17 protein-coding genes and 1 pseudogene are annotated in these 18,415 nt (G+C 41.6%); 11 read left to right on the top strand and 7 right to left on the bottom strand.

Features of this window, described 5'->3' with window-relative positions; genetic code table 11:
* Window positions 1-69 precede the first annotated feature (69 nt).
* Together ACINWC743_RS21880 and ACINWC743_RS21875 are read right to left on the bottom strand one after the other, a co-directional pair.
* Complete coding sequence (locus tag ACINWC743_RS21880) at window positions 70-1,347, bottom strand: ISL3 family transposase (RefSeq protein WP_000610830.1); 1,278 nt, start codon at window positions 1,345-1,347, stop codon at window positions 70-72.
* Between the two features lie 12 nt (window positions 1,348-1,359).
* The gene (locus ACINWC743_RS21875; protein ID WP_009586987.1) at window positions 1,360-2,394 is read right to left on the bottom strand and encodes a permease; all 1,035 of its coding nucleotides are present in this window, start codon (window positions 2,392-2,394) and stop codon (window positions 1,360-1,362) included.
* A 111-nt stretch (window positions 2,395-2,505) separates the two neighbouring features.
* Between ACINWC743_RS21875 and ACINWC743_RS21870 the strand changes: the two genes are divergently transcribed.
* Complete coding sequence (locus ACINWC743_RS21870; protein WP_008294929.1) at window positions 2,506-2,820, top strand: ArsR/SmtB family transcription factor; 315 nt, start codon at window positions 2,506-2,508, stop codon at window positions 2,818-2,820.
* Between the two features lie 175 nt (window positions 2,821-2,995).
* Here the strand turns inward: ACINWC743_RS21870 and ACINWC743_RS21865 are convergent.
* Window positions 2,996-3,937 (bottom strand): annotated as a pseudogene (locus ACINWC743_RS21865) (TonB-dependent siderophore receptor); the annotation flags it as partial.
* A gap of 249 nt (window positions 3,938-4,186) precedes the next feature.
* On the opposite strand from ACINWC743_RS21865, the gene lpxB reads away from it, so the two are divergent.
* The gene (lpxB, locus tag ACINWC743_RS21860; RefSeq protein ID WP_009586980.1) at window positions 4,187-5,362 is read left to right on the top strand and encodes a lipid-A-disaccharide synthase; all 1,176 of its coding nucleotides are present in this window, start codon (window positions 4,187-4,189) and stop codon (window positions 5,360-5,362) included.
* 199 nt (window positions 5,363-5,561) lie between these two features.
* Here lpxB and ACINWC743_RS21855 read toward each other — a convergent pair whose 3' ends face one another.
* Window positions 5,562-6,434 carry a DUF2797 domain-containing protein gene (locus ACINWC743_RS21855; RefSeq protein ID WP_005031961.1) on the bottom strand — a complete coding sequence of 291 codons (873 nt, stop codon included), beginning with the start codon at window positions 6,432-6,434 and terminating at the stop codon, window positions 5,562-5,564.
* 32 nt (window positions 6,435-6,466) lie between these two features.
* Here ACINWC743_RS21855 and ACINWC743_RS21850 point away from each other — a divergent pair, with 32 nt between their 5' ends.
* Together ACINWC743_RS21850 and ACINWC743_RS21845 are read left to right on the top strand one after the other, a co-directional pair.
* Window positions 6,467-6,937, top strand: a complete 471-nt coding sequence (locus ACINWC743_RS21850) for a DUF6231 family protein (RefSeq protein WP_009587016.1) — start codon at window positions 6,467-6,469, stop codon at window positions 6,935-6,937.
* A 123-nt stretch (window positions 6,938-7,060) separates the two neighbouring features.
* The gene (locus ACINWC743_RS21845; protein ID WP_004830461.1) at window positions 7,061-7,663 is read left to right on the top strand and encodes a YidB family protein; all 603 of its coding nucleotides are present in this window, start codon (window positions 7,061-7,063) and stop codon (window positions 7,661-7,663) included.
* Window positions 7,664-7,716: 53 nt separating this feature from the next.
* Here the strand turns inward: ACINWC743_RS21845 and ACINWC743_RS21840 are convergent, their stop codons facing one another.
* From ACINWC743_RS21840 to glnL, 3 genes are all read right to left on the bottom strand, one after another.
* Window positions 7,717-8,442 carry a hypothetical protein gene (locus ACINWC743_RS21840; RefSeq protein WP_009587006.1) on the bottom strand — a complete coding sequence of 242 codons (726 nt, stop codon included), beginning with the start codon at window positions 8,440-8,442 and terminating at the stop codon, window positions 7,717-7,719.
* 118 nt (window positions 8,443-8,560) lie between these two features.
* The gene (gene glnG / locus ACINWC743_RS21835) at window positions 8,561-10,045 is read right to left on the bottom strand and encodes a nitrogen regulation protein NR(I) (protein ID WP_004830464.1); all 1,485 of its coding nucleotides are present in this window, start codon (window positions 10,043-10,045) and stop codon (window positions 8,561-8,563) included.
* The gene (gene glnL, locus ACINWC743_RS21830) at window positions 10,035-11,141 is read right to left on the bottom strand and encodes a nitrogen regulation protein NR(II) (protein WP_004830465.1); all 1,107 of its coding nucleotides are present in this window, start codon (window positions 11,139-11,141) and stop codon (window positions 10,035-10,037) included. The genes glnG and glnL overlap by 11 nt, the downstream gene beginning before the upstream one ends.
* A 363-nt stretch (window positions 11,142-11,504) precedes the next feature.
* Between glnL and rimO the strand changes: the two genes are divergently transcribed.
* The 7 genes from rimO to rseP all read left to right on the top strand — a co-directional run bounded on the left by rimO (window position 11,505) and on the right by rseP (window position 18,410).
* Window positions 11,505-12,848 (top strand): 30S ribosomal protein S12 methylthiotransferase RimO, encoded by a 1,344-nt coding sequence (rimO, locus tag ACINWC743_RS21825; RefSeq protein WP_009586970.1) that lies wholly within the window; start codon window positions 11,505-11,507, stop codon window positions 12,846-12,848.
* Window positions 12,849-12,913: 65 nt separating this feature from the next.
* Entirely contained in the window at window positions 12,914-13,642 is a 729-nt protein-coding gene (gene pyrH, locus ACINWC743_RS21820; protein WP_004830468.1) for a UMP kinase, read from the top strand.
* 73 nt (window positions 13,643-13,715) lie between these two features.
* Window positions 13,716-14,270 carry a ribosome recycling factor gene (gene frr / locus ACINWC743_RS21815; RefSeq protein WP_004830469.1) on the top strand — a complete coding sequence of 185 codons (555 nt, stop codon included), beginning with the start codon at window positions 13,716-13,718 and terminating at the stop codon, window positions 14,268-14,270.
* 8 nt (window positions 14,271-14,278) lie between these two features.
* On the top strand, window positions 14,279-15,028 hold the full coding sequence (gene uppS, locus ACINWC743_RS21810; RefSeq protein ID WP_004830470.1) for a polyprenyl diphosphate synthase: 750 nt from the start codon (window positions 14,279-14,281) through the stop codon (window positions 15,026-15,028).
* 2 nt (window positions 15,029-15,030) lie between these two features.
* Entirely contained in the window at window positions 15,031-15,855 is an 825-nt protein-coding gene (locus ACINWC743_RS21805) for a phosphatidate cytidylyltransferase (RefSeq protein ID WP_009586984.1), read from the top strand.
* Window positions 15,856-17,052: a 1-deoxy-D-xylulose-5-phosphate reductoisomerase gene (ispC, locus tag ACINWC743_RS21800; RefSeq protein ID WP_009586993.1), complete on the top strand. Its 1,197-nt coding sequence runs from the start codon at window positions 15,856-15,858 to the stop codon at window positions 17,050-17,052.
* Between the two features lie 2 nt (window positions 17,053-17,054).
* Complete coding sequence (gene rseP / locus ACINWC743_RS21795; RefSeq protein WP_005031946.1) at window positions 17,055-18,410, top strand: RIP metalloprotease RseP; 1,356 nt, start codon at window positions 17,055-17,057, stop codon at window positions 18,408-18,410.
* Window positions 18,411-18,415 lie beyond the last annotated feature (5 nt).

Raw genomic sequence — 18,415 nt, 5'->3', positions numbered from 1 at the left:
CTCCATTTTTTGGGTATACGGATTTAATGGTTGATGGGGCACCTTTACCCCACCAACCTGATACCATTATCAGATGGTTGATAGATCGACTCCGTAGTTGAGTTCCTCTGCGAAGTCCGGCAGTCCGTAACCGATGGTTTTCTTGTAGAAAGGAGAGACCTTCGCAGTCGGTGCCTTCTTCTTGTGCTTCGTGGTGTAGAGCATTCGTGCCCGCATCACCTCGAAGGAGTAACCGCGCCCTTCACGGTTCTTGTCCTTGGCCAGTCGGTTGATGGACTCCGTGTAAGCGTTGGTGACGGGCATGTCCGTCTCGAAGTAGGTCATGGTCTCTTCGCGCCAGTTTCCCACTGCCCTGACCAGATCGCTCCAGACTTCCTTTTGGCCCTTCGGGATGGTGGCTATCCACTCGTCCAGGGCGGCTTCTGCCTGGAGCCGTGTGGTGGCGTCCCAGATGCCGTAGAAGCGCTCCTTGTGCTCGTAGGCGGCCAGCAGTTGCGGGAACGCGCCTGTCCAGGTCTCCATGATGAGGCGCTCCCGGTCTGAGACTTCGTGAGCGCGTTTCAGCAGGATTTTCCGGTCTCCCTTGAGAGTCCGGCTCTGGGACGGTTTCAGCTCCTTTCTGAGGCCCTTGCGCACTCTCTCTAGGGCATCGTTGGCCATGCGCACCACATGGAACTTATCGACCACGATACGGGCCTGGGGCAGCACAGCCTTGACCGCTGCCCGGTAGGGGTTCCACATGTCCATGCTGACGATCTCGACCTTCTGCCGGTCTTTCAGCTTCATCAGGTAGTTGGTCACCACGTCCTGGCGGCGGGTGGCCAGCAGGTCGAGCAGGGTTCGCTCCTCAATGTTGGTCAGAATGCAGCGGTAGCGCTTGTTCAGGTATAGCTCGTCAATGCCCAGGATGCGGGGCGTCTCGAAGCGGTGCCAGCGCCCCAGGAACTCGGCGCGGGCGTTGAAGATGTCGCGCACCGTCTTCTCGTCCAGGCCGGTCTGTGCCGCCACAAAGGTGTAGGGGTGGTTGAAGGATTCCTTCTCCACGTACTCATGCAGCCGCAGTGTCATACGGAATCCGTCCACCATCTCCGGTAGCTGGGGCCTGAATGTTGTCTTGCAGGCCCGGCAGGTGTATCGGCGGCGGACCACCCAGAGAGTGACCCGCTTGCCGTGGATGGGCAGATCACGATAGGGAACGTCACGCTTGCCGAACCGCACGAACTCACCCTGCACGCCGCACCCCTCGCAGGCTACTGGTGTAGGTGCTTCAAGCCGAAAATGTATGTCTTCATTCTGCTCATCAGAATCCACCAACTGGTACCCAGGAAGGCTTAACGAATTAATCATCTCCCGCCTTGATCAGAAAAACAGGTAGGTGGCGTAACCGGCAATCATCGCCATAGCAAAAATGACTGCTAAAAACGCCGCTAAAAGCTTCAGCGTGAACAAAGAGCGCAACAGAATGAGCTCAGTCAGGCTGGCTCCGGCACTGCCGATGATAAACGCTAGCACCGTCCCGGCACCCACGCCTTTGGCCATCAGAGCCGCTGCCAGAGGTATGACGGCTTCAGCGCGAATATACAACGGCACGCCGATGACAGCGGCAACTGGAATGGCAAAGGGATTATCTGGGCCTGCATACTGCTCCAATAAGTCAGTGGGCATGAAACCATAGATCACGCTGCCAATCGCAATACCGATGAGCAGGTAAGGCAACACATCGATAAAGTCCGACCAAGCTTCCCGCCACACACCACTGTACTTCCCTTCTTTCTTAACCGTGACAGTGGGTTGACTGTCACAGCATTCGCTAGACGTAGAGACTGTTGTCTTCCTATCAGCCCCGCAAGAAGCCGTCTTCGGAGTGGTGTCGCAGCTGTTGGTGCCGCAACTCGATGCGGTCGATGTAGCACTGCACGGGCTTGCTGATGAACTACATCCACTGCTCTCTTGTGTCGCCGTCCGGCGCACATAACGCTCGAAGCCAAGCGTGTGAAGCAGCCATCCGGCACCTACCGCGACCACCAAAGCGGCGAGCACATAGATAGCAGTAAGTGTCCATCCAAACGTGGCAACCAGCAGGCCGACGACGATAGGATTCAGCAACGGAGATGAGAAAAGAAACACCATCATCGGCCCAAAACCGGCCCGTGCCCGAATCAACCCTTTCAACATGGGGATAGTCGAGCAACTACAGAAGGGCGTTATAGCTCCTAAACCAGCAGCAAGAAAATAGCCTCGCTTCCCACTGGAAGTCAGTAACGCTTCCACCTTGGATGGTGGGATGTGACGTTGAAGAACTCCGACCAGCAAGCTAATGCCAATGAATAAAACCGATAGCTCGATAGCGAGAAAGGCGAACATGCCTAGAGCGTCTTGGAGTTGAGATGACATTCAATATTACTCCTATATTTCTAGTATTGTCGAAATGATGTACGCAGCCTACTTGCGTTTATCCGACCTGTCAACTATAATTCTAGAAACATCGAATTATTGGGGCGTGCTATGGATCACGAAAAGGTTGCAGCCAGCTTAGCTGAGCTAGGGAATAGTCACCGACTGTCCGTGTTCCGCTTTCTGGTCAAAGCTGGCCATGATGGGGCTTCGGTCGGAGATATCCAGAAGGGGCTGGGTATTCCTGCTTCGACGCTATCACATCACCTTGCGCGCATGGCCAAGGTAGGGCTGATCCGGCAGGAGAAACATAGCCGCACGATTGTCTGTATATCCGAGTATGGGCACCTAGAGAATTTGATCGGTTTCTTACAAGAGGAATGTTGTGCAGGTGTCCGGATTGCGCATGAACCAGAACCGCTTTGACGCTTGCCCAGCTCTCGCTGTCCTCCCTAGTCAGCATCGCTATGAAGACTCAGGCGAAGGTGGAAACAGAAAATTGGCAGTAGAGTAGGCTGAAGAGGATCAATCAGATAATCCGCTGAGAAAGATTTTCTTCTTTACATCTTTGGCATTTTATCAACCAGAAATTCCGGATACCCCATTTTTCATTAATCTTTTGCTTTAACTCTGCAAAAGCATTTTGTGTTTTGTTGTCCCAATATGCCCAATCTGGATTAGGGTTATAATCACGATTATAGGAAAGTTGCTTTCCATCTGTACCTAGAAGTGGCAAAGCACCCCAGTTATTTGCATTTGGTTTATTTTGTTGTTGACTATAACCTACGGTAAGTAGGGTGGAATCTGTCAGGTCTGCATCAATGATGCCTGAAAAGCCATTCTTCTCTGATGAATAACGATCGAGATAAGAATCCCCAGTTTGCTCGTAGCCCATCAAGCGACCACGAATGCTACCATCATTATTCAACGCACCAGAAACATCTGCCTCATAACGTTGAGTATTCCAAGAACCATAACTGATACCCGCATTGGCTTGAAACTCTTGTGTTGGTCGTTTACGAATATAATCGATGGTTGCACTTGGATCACCAAAGGCATTGGTCAGTGCATCTGCACCTTTAATCACATCGATTCGATCATAAAAATAAGTGTCCGGATTGGTGTTGTTATAATTATAACTGCTTGAAGGGAATCCAACCCCATCCGTTAATAGATTTGAGATTTCAAAACCACGAGCAGTATAGGTTGAGCGCTCAGTTTCTTGATTGCTGACAGTGATTCCAGGCGTATTACTCAAGGCATCTCTGGTGCTATTCATTGCAAAATCATTCATTTGCTGCCGTGTAACGACATTGACTGTTTGCGGAGTTTCTTTAACAGGGATATTCAGCTTGGCAGCGCTGGTTGATTTTTTAACGATATACGATTTGCTTTGCTCGGAGCTTAATTCCGTTTGTTCAGCTGTCGCTTGAACGGAAATCGTAGGTAAGTTTTGTAAATCTTCGGCAAAACTTTGTTGTACAGTGAATACGGCTAAACTCATGAGCGAGAGTTTAAAGCGGGTTGGGAGAGAGTTGATCATTGTGGTCTTAAATGATAATAATTATCGCTTAGTTTATTGTTTGTCTATCTGTGAGACAATAGTCGGCTAATTGAAAATATAAATAGAAAATAGATTAACGATAGAAAACTGAGTGAATTGTCATCCAACATTATTGTTATAAGCCGTTCAAATCCGTATCAGGCTTTATCCTGATTGTATAAAGGCATTGCGGTGAAACTAATTTGACTATGCTATGATGCATGTATACTGCAAATTGGGAAGAATATCTTGCAAAATCGGAAGCTTAAAATTGGAATTGTGGTCGGTGAAGTGTCAGGAGATACTTTAGGGGCTAAACTTATTCGTAGTTTTCGTGAACAGGGTATAGATGCTGAGTTTGAGGGGATTGGTGGACCTCAAATGATCGCGGAAGGATTCAACAGTTTTTATCCAATGGATATTTTATCTGTAATGGGGATTGTGGAAGTCCTTAAAGATTTAAAAAAGCTGTTTGCGGTACGTGATGGTTTGGTTGAAAAATGGTCAGTCAATCCAGTCGATATTTTTATTGGTATTGATGCTCCAGATTTTAATCTACGTTTGTCGAAGAGTTTAAAACAAAAAAATCTGCCAATTAAAACGGTTCAATATGTCAGCCCATCCGTTTGGGCGTGGCGACAAGGACGGGTACATGGGATTAAAGCCTGCATCGATCTCGTGCTTTGTTTATTTCCTTTTGAAAAAAGCTTCTATCAAAAATTTGCAGTTCCAGCTGCTTTTGTGGGTCATCCGCTTGCCAGTCAGCTGCCTTTACAAAATCCAATCTTGGATGCCAAACAAGAGCTGGGTTTAGATCTCAGTCAAAAGCACATTGCGTTATTGCCCGGAAGTCGCCGTGGTGAAATTGAACGACTTGGACCTTTGGTTTTAGATGCTGCAAATATTATTCATCATAAATATCCTGAGTATCAGTTTGTTATCCCTGCAATTAATGATCAGCGCAAACAACAAATTGAAGCATTATTAAAGCATTATCCAAGTGATTTGATCGCAAAAATTCATTTGTTGGAAAATACCGATAAAGAGTCAAAAATTGGTCGTCAGGTTATGAATGCTGCAAATATTGTCGCCTTGGCTTCAGGCACAGCAACTTTGGAAGCTTTATTGTTGCATCGACCAATGGTCACTTTTTATAAACTCAATTGGCTGACTTATGTGATTGCCAAGTTACTGGTCAAAATTCCTTATTATTCTTTGCCGAATATTATTGCGGGAAAGAAAGCAATTCAAGAATTGATTCAAAAAGATGCTACGCCTGAAAAATTAGCACGTGAGATAGAAAAGTTGATGGATATTGAAACTGCTCAAATTCAGGTGATGCAGTTGATTACAATGCATAAGCAGCTTTTGGCAGGAAATAGTGAAGATCCAGTACAAGCAATTTTGACATTGTTAAAATCATGACTACAAAGTTAATCGCTTGATTAAATGATTGAATTAATTTATTTAATTCTAGCAATATTGAGTCATAGACTTTTGATATTGGTTGTTTTCAAGTTTTCAGGAAGCCTATTGGTTTGGCAAGAAATTTAATAAAAAACTCCTCCTAGATTTAAATCAGAGAGGAGTTTTATAAATATTAAATTCGACGCAAAACGGATGATTACTCTGCCCGAACTTTAAGTTCATAACCTGTATATTTACGGATATTAATCACACCCGTATCCATAATTAAATATTGACCTTTAATCCCTTGTAATTTGCCACGAATAATTGGTGTTTTATCTAGATTGTGAGATTTAATCTTTTCAGGATAAATATCAACAGGGTAGACAAATTCACGCGGTAATTCTTCTTCAAGCAATTCAACTGTCTCGTTAAACTCAAGGTGTTGTGCAAATTCATCTCGAATGGTTTGAATTTTAGGTGCAAATTCTTGTACCAACTCATTACGTATTTCAATCAGATTAATCGGTTCAGCTTCGCCTTTTAACAACTTGCGCCAATCTGTTTTATCAGCAACCTGTGAACCAAACATCACTTCAAGTTGTCCAGATAAACGGCGTGAACCCACTTTCATAATTGGTAAAGCTTGAGTTGCGCCTTGATCTAACCAACGTGTAGGCATTTGACCTAAGCGGGTAATTCCTACTTTTAATGCACTTGAATTCGCTAGATATACAATATGCGGTTGGAAGCACACTTCATGCGCAAAATCATCTTCTCGACAGGTGCCTAAATGATAATGGCAAGTTTCAGGCTTCATAATGCACATATCGCAAGATGCTTTGGTTTTCATACATTTAAAGCAGTGACCTTGTGAATAAGACTTAGGTGTTTTCGCACCACAAGAAACACAGTATATATTTCCAGTTGCTTCAATCTCAATTTCTTGTCCCAAACTAAATGGAAGCTCGATTTCTGAGCGATCTAATATAAATTTATATTCAACATTTGCCTTATGTGTTTGCTGATCAGTTAAACTAAGGTCTTTAAGACCTGCATGCATTTTATGACAAATGCCTTGTAGTTCCATGTTTAATTACTCGCTTCAAAAAAGGTGCAGTTATGGCTGAGCAAAATGTCATCACTTCAATGCTAGACGATTTATCGCAAGAACAGCCAATTCAAACTGCATTGTGTATTGGGCAAAATTTGGCGCAATACTCTACAAATTATTCAATTCAGTGGTCCTATTTTAACGTATCTGAGTTTTTAAATCTGCCTTTTACCCAGCGATATGATTTAGGATTTGTTGTTTTAGATACAGAAGATATGCTGGGTGTTTCAGATTTGCATAAATCGCAACTGTTGGTGAGGTTGCGTGATCTTTTAGCAAGACGAATCGTGGTGGCTTGCAGGCTCAATGATGAGCATTTGCTTAGATCACTGGGCTTTACTCAATTGATTGACAAGACCTCACATGAAAATGATTTTGCACTATGGCAATTTAATATTTTAACCTACAAACATGTACCAGACTGGTTTAATTCTAAGTTTTGGGCAAACCCTGAAAACTGGAATAAGTTTCGTTGGTGATGTCTGTGTGGGGACTAAAAATTATATTAAGACATTGCAAAAATTAACAATTCCAATTTTGGTGAATAAATTAAAGCCAAGTATGCTGTAGTCGTGTCATAAAACTTAAAAAAGGAAAACTTCATGACAGATTTAACAAATATTGTTGAAATTTTAGCAAAACAAGCACTTGGCGGACAACAACAATCACAAGGCGGGCTTGGTGGCGGATTAGGCGGTGTATTGGGTTCAGTGCTTGGTGGTTTAGGTGGTCAACAACAATCACAAGGCAGTGGACTGGGTGGGGTATTGGGTTCAGTCCTCGGAGGCTTAACAGGTGGTCAACAACAACAAGCACCTCAGGCAAGTGGTTTTAATGCTTCTTCTTTATTGATTGCAGTGGTTCCGCTAGTTTTAGGGTGGATTCAGCAAAATGGTGGGTTGCAAGGGGCTTTGGCTAAACTGCAAGGTGCAGGTTTGGGCGGACAAGTTCAAAGTTGGGTTGATCCATCACAAGGCAATAGTGGAATAAATGTAGATCAAATTCAAAGTTTGTTTGGTGGTCAACAAGTTGAACAAGTTGCTCAACAGGCTAATGTTCCGACCAATGAAGTGTATGGTGCAATTTCAACAGTGCTACCGCAAATCATTGATTCACTTACACCACAAGGTGATGCTACGGATCATAATGAAGCCAATGGCGATATTCAGAATGTATTGAACCTAGTCTCAGGTTTTATGAAATAAGCTGTATTTTTACCAAAAAAAGCCAGTTAAAGCATTTTTAACTGGCTTTTTGTTTATTTGGATTCAGGTTCTGGATCGTCACCAATAGCTTCACTGCTTTTCATTTCACCATTGGCTTTTCTTTTAATATATTTAATTTGCCCATAACCTTCAGCATACCATTCATCTAGCGTGCTATCGCCAATTTGCGAGACAAAATGACATGCATTGTTGAATTTTAAAGTATTGTTGTTATTGTCAATTAAGCTGAGATTTTCAAAACCAACAAATTCAATATCAACAGTTTTATTATTTTCAGACTTGTCTGTATTGTCTAGTTGAGATTCAATAACAGCATTATAAGTCATCTGAAATTTTTGATGAGGCTTAAGGTTAGATGGAAAGGTTGGAAGAGGAGCTTGATAGGTGGTTTTGACCAATACGTCATTGGGATTTGAACCCAGTGCGGCAATACCATAATCTAAATTCGCCAACATGGTACGACCCGTGAGATCGTAGATATAATCTGTACGAACACCAGCACCTTGTCTCACAATTGCAATTGCATTCTGACTGTTAAATGTCGTCGGAACAATTTGAATCTCAGTTTCATCACTGTTGTTTAAAGTGAACTGTTTATTGGCTTCTAGCTTAAAACAATCATCTGAATTAGCAGCTTTCAGCGGTTTTTCTTCTACTACTTTTTCTGCCTGATGCTCTACATTATCATGCGGTTTGTTTTTAGAGCACGCAACAGTCAAGATTGAAAGTAAGCCGATAACAACAACAGTTTTGTTCATTTTTATCCTAGCGATAAAGTTTAATTTCACGTGGCTATTCTTAACGATAGGCACATAAAAAACAACCATATTCTTAGCAAATATGGTTGGAGTAAACTTTATATTTATGAGTGATTTATTATTCAGCTAATACAGTTTTATCTTCCTCTTCATCATCTTCAGTGGAGTCCATGCCTAATTCTTTGAGTTTGCGGGTTAAAGTATTACGTCCCCAACCCAATAACTCAGCAGCATGGCGTTTGCGTCCACGTGTTTGTTGTAGTGCCGCATTAATCAAGGTCCGTTCGAACATTGGCGTGGCAATGTCTAAGATTTTCATCTCGCCATTTTTGAGTTTTTGAATCGCCCATTGACCTAAAAGTTCATCCCAATGGTGTAGTGCAATACGATCAACGCCTGCTTGGATTTGTCCTTGATCGTCAGTTTTGCTGATTGGAATCTGTTTTAGTTCAGAAGGTAAATCTTCTGGGTAAACTTCACGACCCGTGATCATTACAGTCAGCCATCGGCAGGTGTTTTCCAATTGGCGCACGTTACCTGGCCAAGGAAGTTTCTGAATGTATTCTTGTGTTTCTGGGCGTAAAATTTTAGGACTTACGCCAAGTTCTTTACCAGCACGTGCCAAGAAGTGTTGTGCCAACATTGGAATATCTTCAGAACGATGTGCCAGTTTAGGAATATGAATGCGAATCACATTTAAACGATGGTATAAGTCTTCGCGGAAACGACCATCGTGTACAAGTTTTTCTAAGTCTTGGTGTGTGGCAGCAACAATACGTACATCTACACGTACAGGAATATGTCCTCCAACACGATAGAATTCACCATCAGCTAAAACACGTAGCAAACGGGTTTGTGTTTCAAAAGGCATATCGCCAATTTCATCTAAAAAGAGCGTACCGCCATTGGCTTGCTCGAAGCGTCCTTGACGCTGTGTGTTGGCACCTGTAAATGCACCTTTCTCATGTCCAAATAATTCAGTTTCAATCAAATCTTTTGGAATGGCAGCCATGTTTAAAGCAATAAAAGGTTTGCTGCTTCTTGGTGAATGGCGATGTAAAGCATGAGCAACTAATTCTTTACCTGTTCCAGACTCACCATTGATTAATACGGTGATATGAGATTGCGAGAGTCGTCCAATAGCACGGAAAACCTCTTGCATGGCAGGAGACTCACCAATGATTTCAGTAGACTGAATAGGTGTTGCTTTTGCTGATTCTTGTTGTTGTAATTTATTGATATGTAGGATAGCACGATTGACCAGTGCAAGCGCTTCATCAATATCAAAAGGTTTTGGTAGATACTCAAAGGCACCTGTTTGATAGCTCGATACTGCAGATTCTAAGTCTGAGTGGGCTGTCATGATAATTACAGGGAGATCCGGATAACTTCCTTTGACTTTGCCTAAGAAGGTGAGACCATCAATACCTGGCATTCGAATATCTGTCAGAATGACATCTGGCGCATCAGTTGGCAGTTGATCTAAAGCAGATTGTGCTTCTTCAAAACTGGTCACATCAAAACCTTCTTCTTTGAATGTTTTTTCCAAGACCCAACGCATAGCTCGGTCGTCATCGATCACCCAAATTTTATTATGCGACATGGTTAGACTCCCAAGGTAAATATAGGCTAAATACTGTTTTTCCCGGAACTGATTGGCATTCAATCATTCCGTTATGTTGATGCATGATGTTTTGTGCAATGCTTAAACCGAGTCCAGTCCCTTTGGCTCGACCGGTCACAAGTGGATAAAAGACGGATTCTAAAATTTCCTCAGGTACACCAGGACCGTTATCTTCGATATCAATACGAATAGCTGATTTATTTAGTACGCCATTAATGGTGACAAGGCGTTGGATGCGTGTACGCAATATTAATTCGGGTTGATGATCAATGAAGAATTCTCGATTTTCTGTCATCGCTTGAACCGCATTGACACTAATATTCAACATGACTTGAATCAATTGATCTCGATCTGCTTTTACATCAGGTAAAGAAAGATCGTAGTCACGCGTAATTTTAATTTTTTTCTTGGTTTGATTCACGATCAGTGAACGAACGCGTTCCAATGGTTCGTGAACATTGACCGCTTCATAACTTGGAAGTTGGCGTGAGCCTAGCATGGTGTCTGCTAAGTTTCTTAAGCGGTCAACTTCACTGATAATAATATCTGTGAATTCTGCATATTGAGGATCGTTTAAACTTCGTGCTAAAAGCTGAGTTGCACCCCGAATACCGCCCAATGGATTTTTAATCTCATGTGCAACGCCACGTATGAGTTGTCGTGCGACTTGGTGTTGCTGAATAAGATTCTCTTCTTTTGAAATTTTCAACATCCGATCAATTGGATTCAATTCTATTAACAATAATGGGTGATAGGGTTTGCCAGTATTCAGTTGAGATACCGAGTAATCAACATGCATGTCTTTAAAATTGACATTGATAATCGCTTCACGGCGCGTATAGGCTTGACCTGTTTTAATGGTGTTGTTGAGTGCATCCAAAGTATTAAAGCTATCGTTTGGTGCATGCAAGATATTGATTACAGGCTGACCAGCGGCGCGAAACAAACTAATATCAAACAGCGCTTCGCAAGATGAATTGAGATAAAAAATATTTAGATTACAATCGACCAAAAGGATTGCTGTGGTTAAATTATCCACAAGCAGTCGATAGTCAATGGTTGGGTATTGATCCATTAGCAGAGCTTTCCTGTCTTAAAATAGCGCAATGGCATCTGCACCTCTATTCTATTTATCCCAATCAAGGGTATTGAATTGATATAAATCGTGCTCATATAAAGCAAGATGCGCGCCAACTTTTATTTGTTGCGCAGTTTTCTTACATGAATAATAAAAATTGCGCATTTAACGACCTTTATTCTCTGTACATCAGCCATCATGATATTAAGCTATCATGATAGTGTTCCAAAATGGTGCAATGTTGGAATTTTATTATTTGATTGGATGTATTTTGGTGCATTATACAAAGAGTCGTGTTTCCACCTGTTTTTATCTCTGGAAAAGTCATACAATACGCGGATTATAGTGGAGCGCAGATTCATGAAGTCCCCCAAAGTCGGTTTTGTATCTTTAGGTTGTCCTAAGGCATTGGTAGATTCTGAACGAATTTTAACTCAGTTGAAAACTGAAGGTTATGATGTTGCATCAGATTATGATGGTGCTGATTTAGTTGTTGTGAATACCTGTGGTTTTATTGAATCTGCAGTACAAGAGTCTTTAGACGCTATTGGCGAAGCCATGAGCGCAAATGGTCGTGTAATTGTTACTGGCTGTTTAGGTAAAGACGAAGACAAGATTCGCCAAATGCACCCTAATGTACTCAAAGTTACAGGTGCTGCTGCATATCAGGAAGTGATGGAAGCTGTACATCAGTATGTTCCAGAGCCACCGAAGCACAATCCTTTTATTGACCTTGTCCCAGAGCAAGGAATTCGTTTGACCCCAAAACATTATGCCTACTTAAAAATATCAGAAGGATGTAACCATCGTTGCACGTTCTGTATTATTCCAAGTATGCGTGGTGATCTTGTATCACGTCCTGTCGGCTCAGTGTTGAGTGAAGCACAAGCATTGAAAAAAGCAGGGGTAAGAGAAGTCCTGGTGATTTCACAGGATACTTCTGCTTATGGTGTTGATACTAAATATAAGCTTGATTTTTGGAATGGTCAGCCTGTTAAAACCAAGTTCTATGACATGTGCGAAGCATTAGGTCAGTTAGGAGTTTGGGTGCGTTTACATTATGTCTATCCATATCCGCATGTTGATGCGGTGATTGACTTGATGGCGCAAGGCAAAATCCTGCCATATCTAGATATTCCTTTTCAACATGCCAGTCCGCGCATCTTAAAATTGATGAAGCGACCAGCCCATAGTGAAAATACTTTAGAGCGTCTAAAATTATGGCGTGAAAAATGTCCTGAACTGGTGATTCGCTCTACATTTGTAGTCGGTTTCCCAGGTGAAACTGAAGAAGATTTCCAAATTTTACTGGATTGGTTGCAAGAAGCTCAGCTTGATCGTGTCGGTTGCTTTACTTATTCGCCTGTAGAGGGTGCGACTGCCAACGATTTGCCAGATCACGTTCCAGAAGAAATTAAGCAAGAGCGCTATGAACGCTTTATGGAAGTTCAGCAAGCGATTTCTGCTGCCAAATTACAAAAACGTATTGGTCAAACCATGACAGTTTTAGTGGATGATCTTGAAGAAGAGTTCCCTGTGGCTGTTGCACGTTCTTATGCGGATGCACCTGAAATTGATGGTAACGTATTTGTTGAAGATATCGATAAATCATTGATTAAAGCAGGTGACTTACTTGAAGTCGAAATCACAGATGCAGATGAATACGATTTATTTGCAAAGTTGATTAAAATTAAATCGGCATAAAAGTAATTGATTTCAAATTGATTGAATACGAATAAAATTGTAGATATAAGTATTGGAGTTTTGTGATGTTAGATTCTAAAAAGCCACGCTATGAGCGAATTTTGCTCAAACTTTCAGGTGAGGCGCTTGCAGGTAATAAAGACATGGGGATTGATGCCCCTGTGTTGGATCAAATGTCTTTATCTATTGCTCACTTGGTCGGTTTAGGTGTGCAAGTCGGTATTGTTGTTGGTGGTGGCAATTTATATCGCGGCAGTCAACTGCAAAAAGATGGGCTTGTTGGTCGTGTAACAGGCGATCAAATGGGTATGCTTGCGACTGTCATGAATGGTCTGGCATTACGTGATGCTTTGGTACGCCGTAACATTAAAACACGTTTAATGTCTGCGCTTCCAATTGGTGCAGTAGTAGAGTCTTATTCAAGCCGTGATGCAATTCGTCATCTTACTCAAGGTGAAGTTTGTGTATTTGTTGCAGGTACGGGTAACCCATTCTTTACTACTGATACAGCAGCGTGCTTACGTGGTATTGAGATTGAAGCTGATCTTATTTTAAAAGCAACAAAAGTAGATGGTGTCTATAACAAAGACCCAAGTAAATATGACGATGCAATTAAATATGATCATTTAAGCTTTGACCAAGTATTGGATGAGAAACTTGGTGTGATGGATTTAACGGCAATTTGTTTGTGTCGTGACCATAATGTACCACTTCAAGTGTTTGATATGAACAAATCAGGTGCATTACTTTCTGTAGTAATGGGTGAAAAAGAAGGGACACACGTTACAAACTAATGTACGTGTGGGATAAAGCTCTTTATACTACTGCAATTTTACGTTATACACATTTATAAGTAAGGAAGATCATATGATTAACGATCTTAAAAAAGACGCTGAAGACCGTATGAATAAATCATTGGAGTCTTTGGAACATGGTTTTGCAAAGGTTCGTACAGGTCGTGCGCATCCATCAATCCTCAATGGTGTTATGGTTCCTTACTATGGTTCTGATGTGCCATTAAACCAAGTTGCAAACGTTGGTGTTGAAGATTCACGTACTTTGTTGGTACAGCCATTTGAGCGTTCAATGGTATCTGCAATTGATAAAGCGATTCGTGAATCAGACTTGGGTTTAAACCCAGTAACTGCTGATGCAATTCGTGTACCTATGGCTGCATTGACTGAAGAAACACGTAAAGACATGCAAAAAGTTGCACGTAATGAAGCTGAAAATGCCAAAGTTGCGATTCGTAACATTCGTCGTGATGTTTTGGGTGATATTAAGGCATTATTGAAAGATAAAGAAATTTCTGAAGATGATGAGCGCCGTGCAGGTGATGATATTCAAAAAATTACAGACAAGTTTGTTGCTGAAGTAGATAAACGTCTTGCTGCTAAAGAAGCTGAATTGATGAAGGTCTAAGATTTATAATGACCGCATCTGAAGACAACCATCTTCCAAAACATGTTGCCATCATTATGGATGGCAACAATCGTTTTGCTAAAAAGAAACAACTACAAAAAGGTGATGGGCACCGTGAAGGTAAAAATGTCCTTGACCCAATTGTAGAGCATTGCCGCAAAGTGGGTGTTCAAGCCCTGACTGTGTTTGCGTTTTCAAGTGAAAATTGGAATAGACCACAGTATGAGGTTGATTTGTTAATGAAATTGTTGGAAGAAACAATTCATGAGCAAATTCCCCGTATGGAAAAATTCGAAATTGCGTTGAGATTTATTGGTGATCGTAGTCGGCTTTCTCCAGAGCTACGTGAATTAATGTTGCATGCTGAACAAAGGACTGCTAAGTTCAGTAACATGACTTTAACAATTGCTGTGAGTTATGGTGGTATGTGGGATATTACAGATACTGCACGTAAGCTTGCGCAACAAGTCAAAGATCGAAAAATTGATGTGAATCAAATCAATACTGAATTATTTGCACAACAAATAAGTTTGGGCGATTTGCCACCTGTAGATTTGTTGATTCGTACTGGCGGTGATTACCGCTTATCTAACTTTTTATTGTGGCAAGCTGCGTATGCTGAGTTGTATTTCACTCAGACTTTGTGGCCTGAGTTTACGGTACAAGAGTTGGATCATGCGTTTAATATTTTTTCAGGGCGAGAAAGACGTTTCGGAAAAACATCTGAACAAATTCAACAAGAACATATAGAGAACTGATAATGTTAGAGCGGATTATAACCGCATTGGTATTGGTTGCAGTCGTGCTGAGTTGCATGTTTGCAACAAAATCACAATATCCGATGTTAGTGTTAATGATTATCGCAGCTGGGGCGGCAGGTTATGAGTGGTTTAAACTCATGCCACATGAATCTGACTCTGTAAACAAGTTAAAAGCTGCTGGATTTGGTTTACTCACCGCTATCTTTTCTGGTTTAGCATTATATTTCAATGATTTGGCACTTATCCTTTGGAGTGCATCTATCCTCACTTGGTTGTGTAGCCTTTATTGGGTTAAAAATTATCCTGAATATGATGGTTGGTACAATGTTACTTTAAATATCGTTGGATTGGTGCTGATCAGTGCTGCTGTTACCGCTATTTTTGAAGTGTGGAAGAGTTCACCGTGGTGGCTGATGTACCTGTTTTTACTGGTTTGGGGTGCGGACAGTGGTGCATATTTCGTTGGTCGTAAATTTGGTAAGCGTAAATTGGCACCAGATGTGAGTCCAAATAAATCTATTGAAGGTTTAATTGGCGGGATTATCACAGTTGCTATCGTTATTGTCATTGTTCAATCGATTTACCTACATTTAACGCTTTCACAACATATTCTTTTCCTTGTTCTGTCTATTGTGACGGTATTTAGTTCAGTGTTAGGCGATTTGTTTGAATCTATGATCAAACGTCGCGCTGGAATTAAAGATTCAGGTCGTATCCTTCCAGGGCATGGTGGGGTACTTGACCGTATTGATTCATTGCTTGCTGCAGCTCCTATTTTTGCAGCAGGAATGTATGTTTTAAAACTTATTGGTGTAGATTTATAGATGTCACAATCTGTTTGTATATTAGGTGTTACAGGTTCTATTGGGCGCAGTACTTTAAAAATTTTAGAACAGCATCCAGATCAGTATTCGGTTTTTGCTGTGACTGGATATAGTCGAATAGAAGAACTGAGTGAAATATGCAAACAGTATCGACCGAAGTATGTGGTTGTACCTTTCAGTAAAGTTGATGAATTAAAACAACGCTTAAATACATACAAGATTACAGATATTGAAATCTTGAGTGATGAAGCAGGTTTGATTGAAGTTTCACAACATCCTGATGTGGATGTGGTGATGGCTGCAATCGTTGGGGCTGCAGGATTACTCCCAACATTAGCTGCAGTAAAAGCAGGTAAGCGTGTATTGCTTGCAAATAAAGAGGCCTTGGTGATGTCGGGGGATCTGATGTTGCAAGCAGCTCAAGAACATGGTGCTTTATTGTTGCCTGTAGATTCTGAGCATAATGCGATCTTTCAGTGCCTTCCACAAAATTATTTGCAGATTGAGCGTCAAGGCGAACCGTTGTTAGGTGTAAAGCAAATCTTATTGACCGCTTCAGGCGGTCCTTTTTTGAATCATACGCTTGAACAACTCCAAACCGTAACACCAGCACAAGCTTGTAAGCACCCAAATTGGTCAATGGGGCAAAAAATCTCTGTTGATTCTGCGACATTGATGAATAAAGGCTTGGAATTAATCGAAGCATGTCATTTATTTTCAATTAAAGAACAATTTGTTACAGTTGTTGTTCATCCACAAAGTATTATTCATTCAATGGTTCAGTATGTGGATGGTTCGACTTTGGCTCAAATGGGTAATCCAGATATGTGTACCCCGATTGCACATGCACTAGCATGGCCTGAGCGGATTGAAACACATGTCCCACCTTTAGATCTATTTATCCATTCGCAACTTGATTTTCAAGCACCAGATATTGTTCGTTTTCCAGCACTTAAGTTGGCTCGTCAAGCCATGCAGTCTGGAGGACTCTCACCATCAATTCTGAATGCAGCCAATGAAATCGCTGTTGCAGCTTTTTTACAGGAAAAGATTGCTTTCTTGGAAATTTCACAAGTGGTTGAACATACTTTAAATCACGTTCAAAATGGTTCAGCAGATTCGATTGAAACGATTTTGCAGACAGATCAACTTGCCCGCCAAGTTGCTTCACAACGCATTATACAATTGGGACGCTGATCATGAGTGTACTATTTATCATTGTCGCTGCGATATTGCTATTGGGTCCATTGATTGCAATCCATGAATTTGGACATTATTGGGTAGCACGAAAGCTTGGTGTAAAAGTCCTTGTTTATTCAATTGGATTTGGTCCAACTTTATTAAAATGGACCTCTAAAAAATCAGGTATTCAATATCAACTGTCAGCTTTGCCGCTCGGTGGTTATGTCAAAATGCTGGATGAGCGTGAGGGCAATGTGAGTGCAGAAGATCTGCCTTTTGCATTTAATCGTCAATCTCCGTGGAAGCGCATCGCCATTGTTGCAGCAGGACCATTTATTAACCTGATTTTTGCAATTTTATTATTTTGGATTTTATTTTTACCAGCACAGGAACAACTGAATACACGTGTCGGTGCTGTTTTACCGAATACGCCTGCAGCGACTGCTCAGATGCAAGTGGGTGATAAAATTGTTGCGATTGATGGTACACAAGCAAGTACCTGGGAAAAGTTGAATTACGCAATTGTTGATCGTGTTGGCGAAACGGGTCATATTGATGTACAAGTGGAGCGTAATGGGCAAGCGCAAAGTTTTGCTTTACCCATCAAAGATTTCTTAAAAGATCAAAGTCAGTCACCATTTGATGTGCTTGGCTTTACTCCTTATCGACCGCATATTCCTGCCACTGTCTATAAGTTAAGTTCAGATGGTGCTGCAATTCGCCAAGGGATGAAAGAGGGTGATCAAATCATTTCGATCAATCAAGTGAAAATGAAAGATTGGTTTGATGTGGTAGATGTGGTACAAAAATCACCTGAAAAGTTACTCAATGTGGATGTGTTACGCCAAGGGCAAATTGTACATTTACAAGTGATGCCTCAAGGTAAACGTGACAACATGGGGAATGTGACAGGTATGTTGGGTGTGCAAGCACAGACCGATAAATTGTCTATTCCTGCTGAATATAAGCAAACCATTCAATACAATCCTGCTGAAGCATTTGTTGTTGCTGTTGAAAAAACAGGGCAACTTTCAGCAATGATTTTGAATTCTATGGTCAAAATGGTACGTGGCTTAATTGGATTAGATAATTTATCTGGTCCAATTACCATTGCTAAAGTCGCTGGTCAAAGTGCTGAAATGGGGTGGCAAACCTTTATTTCCTTTATGGCTTTGATGAGTGTAAGTTTGGGGATTTTAAATTTATTACCTATTCCAATGTTGGATGGCGGACATTTGGTTTACTACATTATTGAAGCAATTCGTGGTAAGCCTGTTTCTGAACAAATACAATTGGTTGGGCTAAAAATTGGTATGGTACTGCTCGGTAGCATGATGCTTCTTGCAATATTTAATGATTTTATGCGTTTATAACGCGA

Origin of the sequence: Acinetobacter sp. WC-743, from assembly GCF_000335555.1 — a bacterium.
Lineage (GTDB): Bacteria > Pseudomonadota > Gammaproteobacteria > Pseudomonadales > Moraxellaceae > Acinetobacter > Acinetobacter bereziniae.
This window is presented reverse-complemented; position numbering and strand designations above follow the sequence as displayed.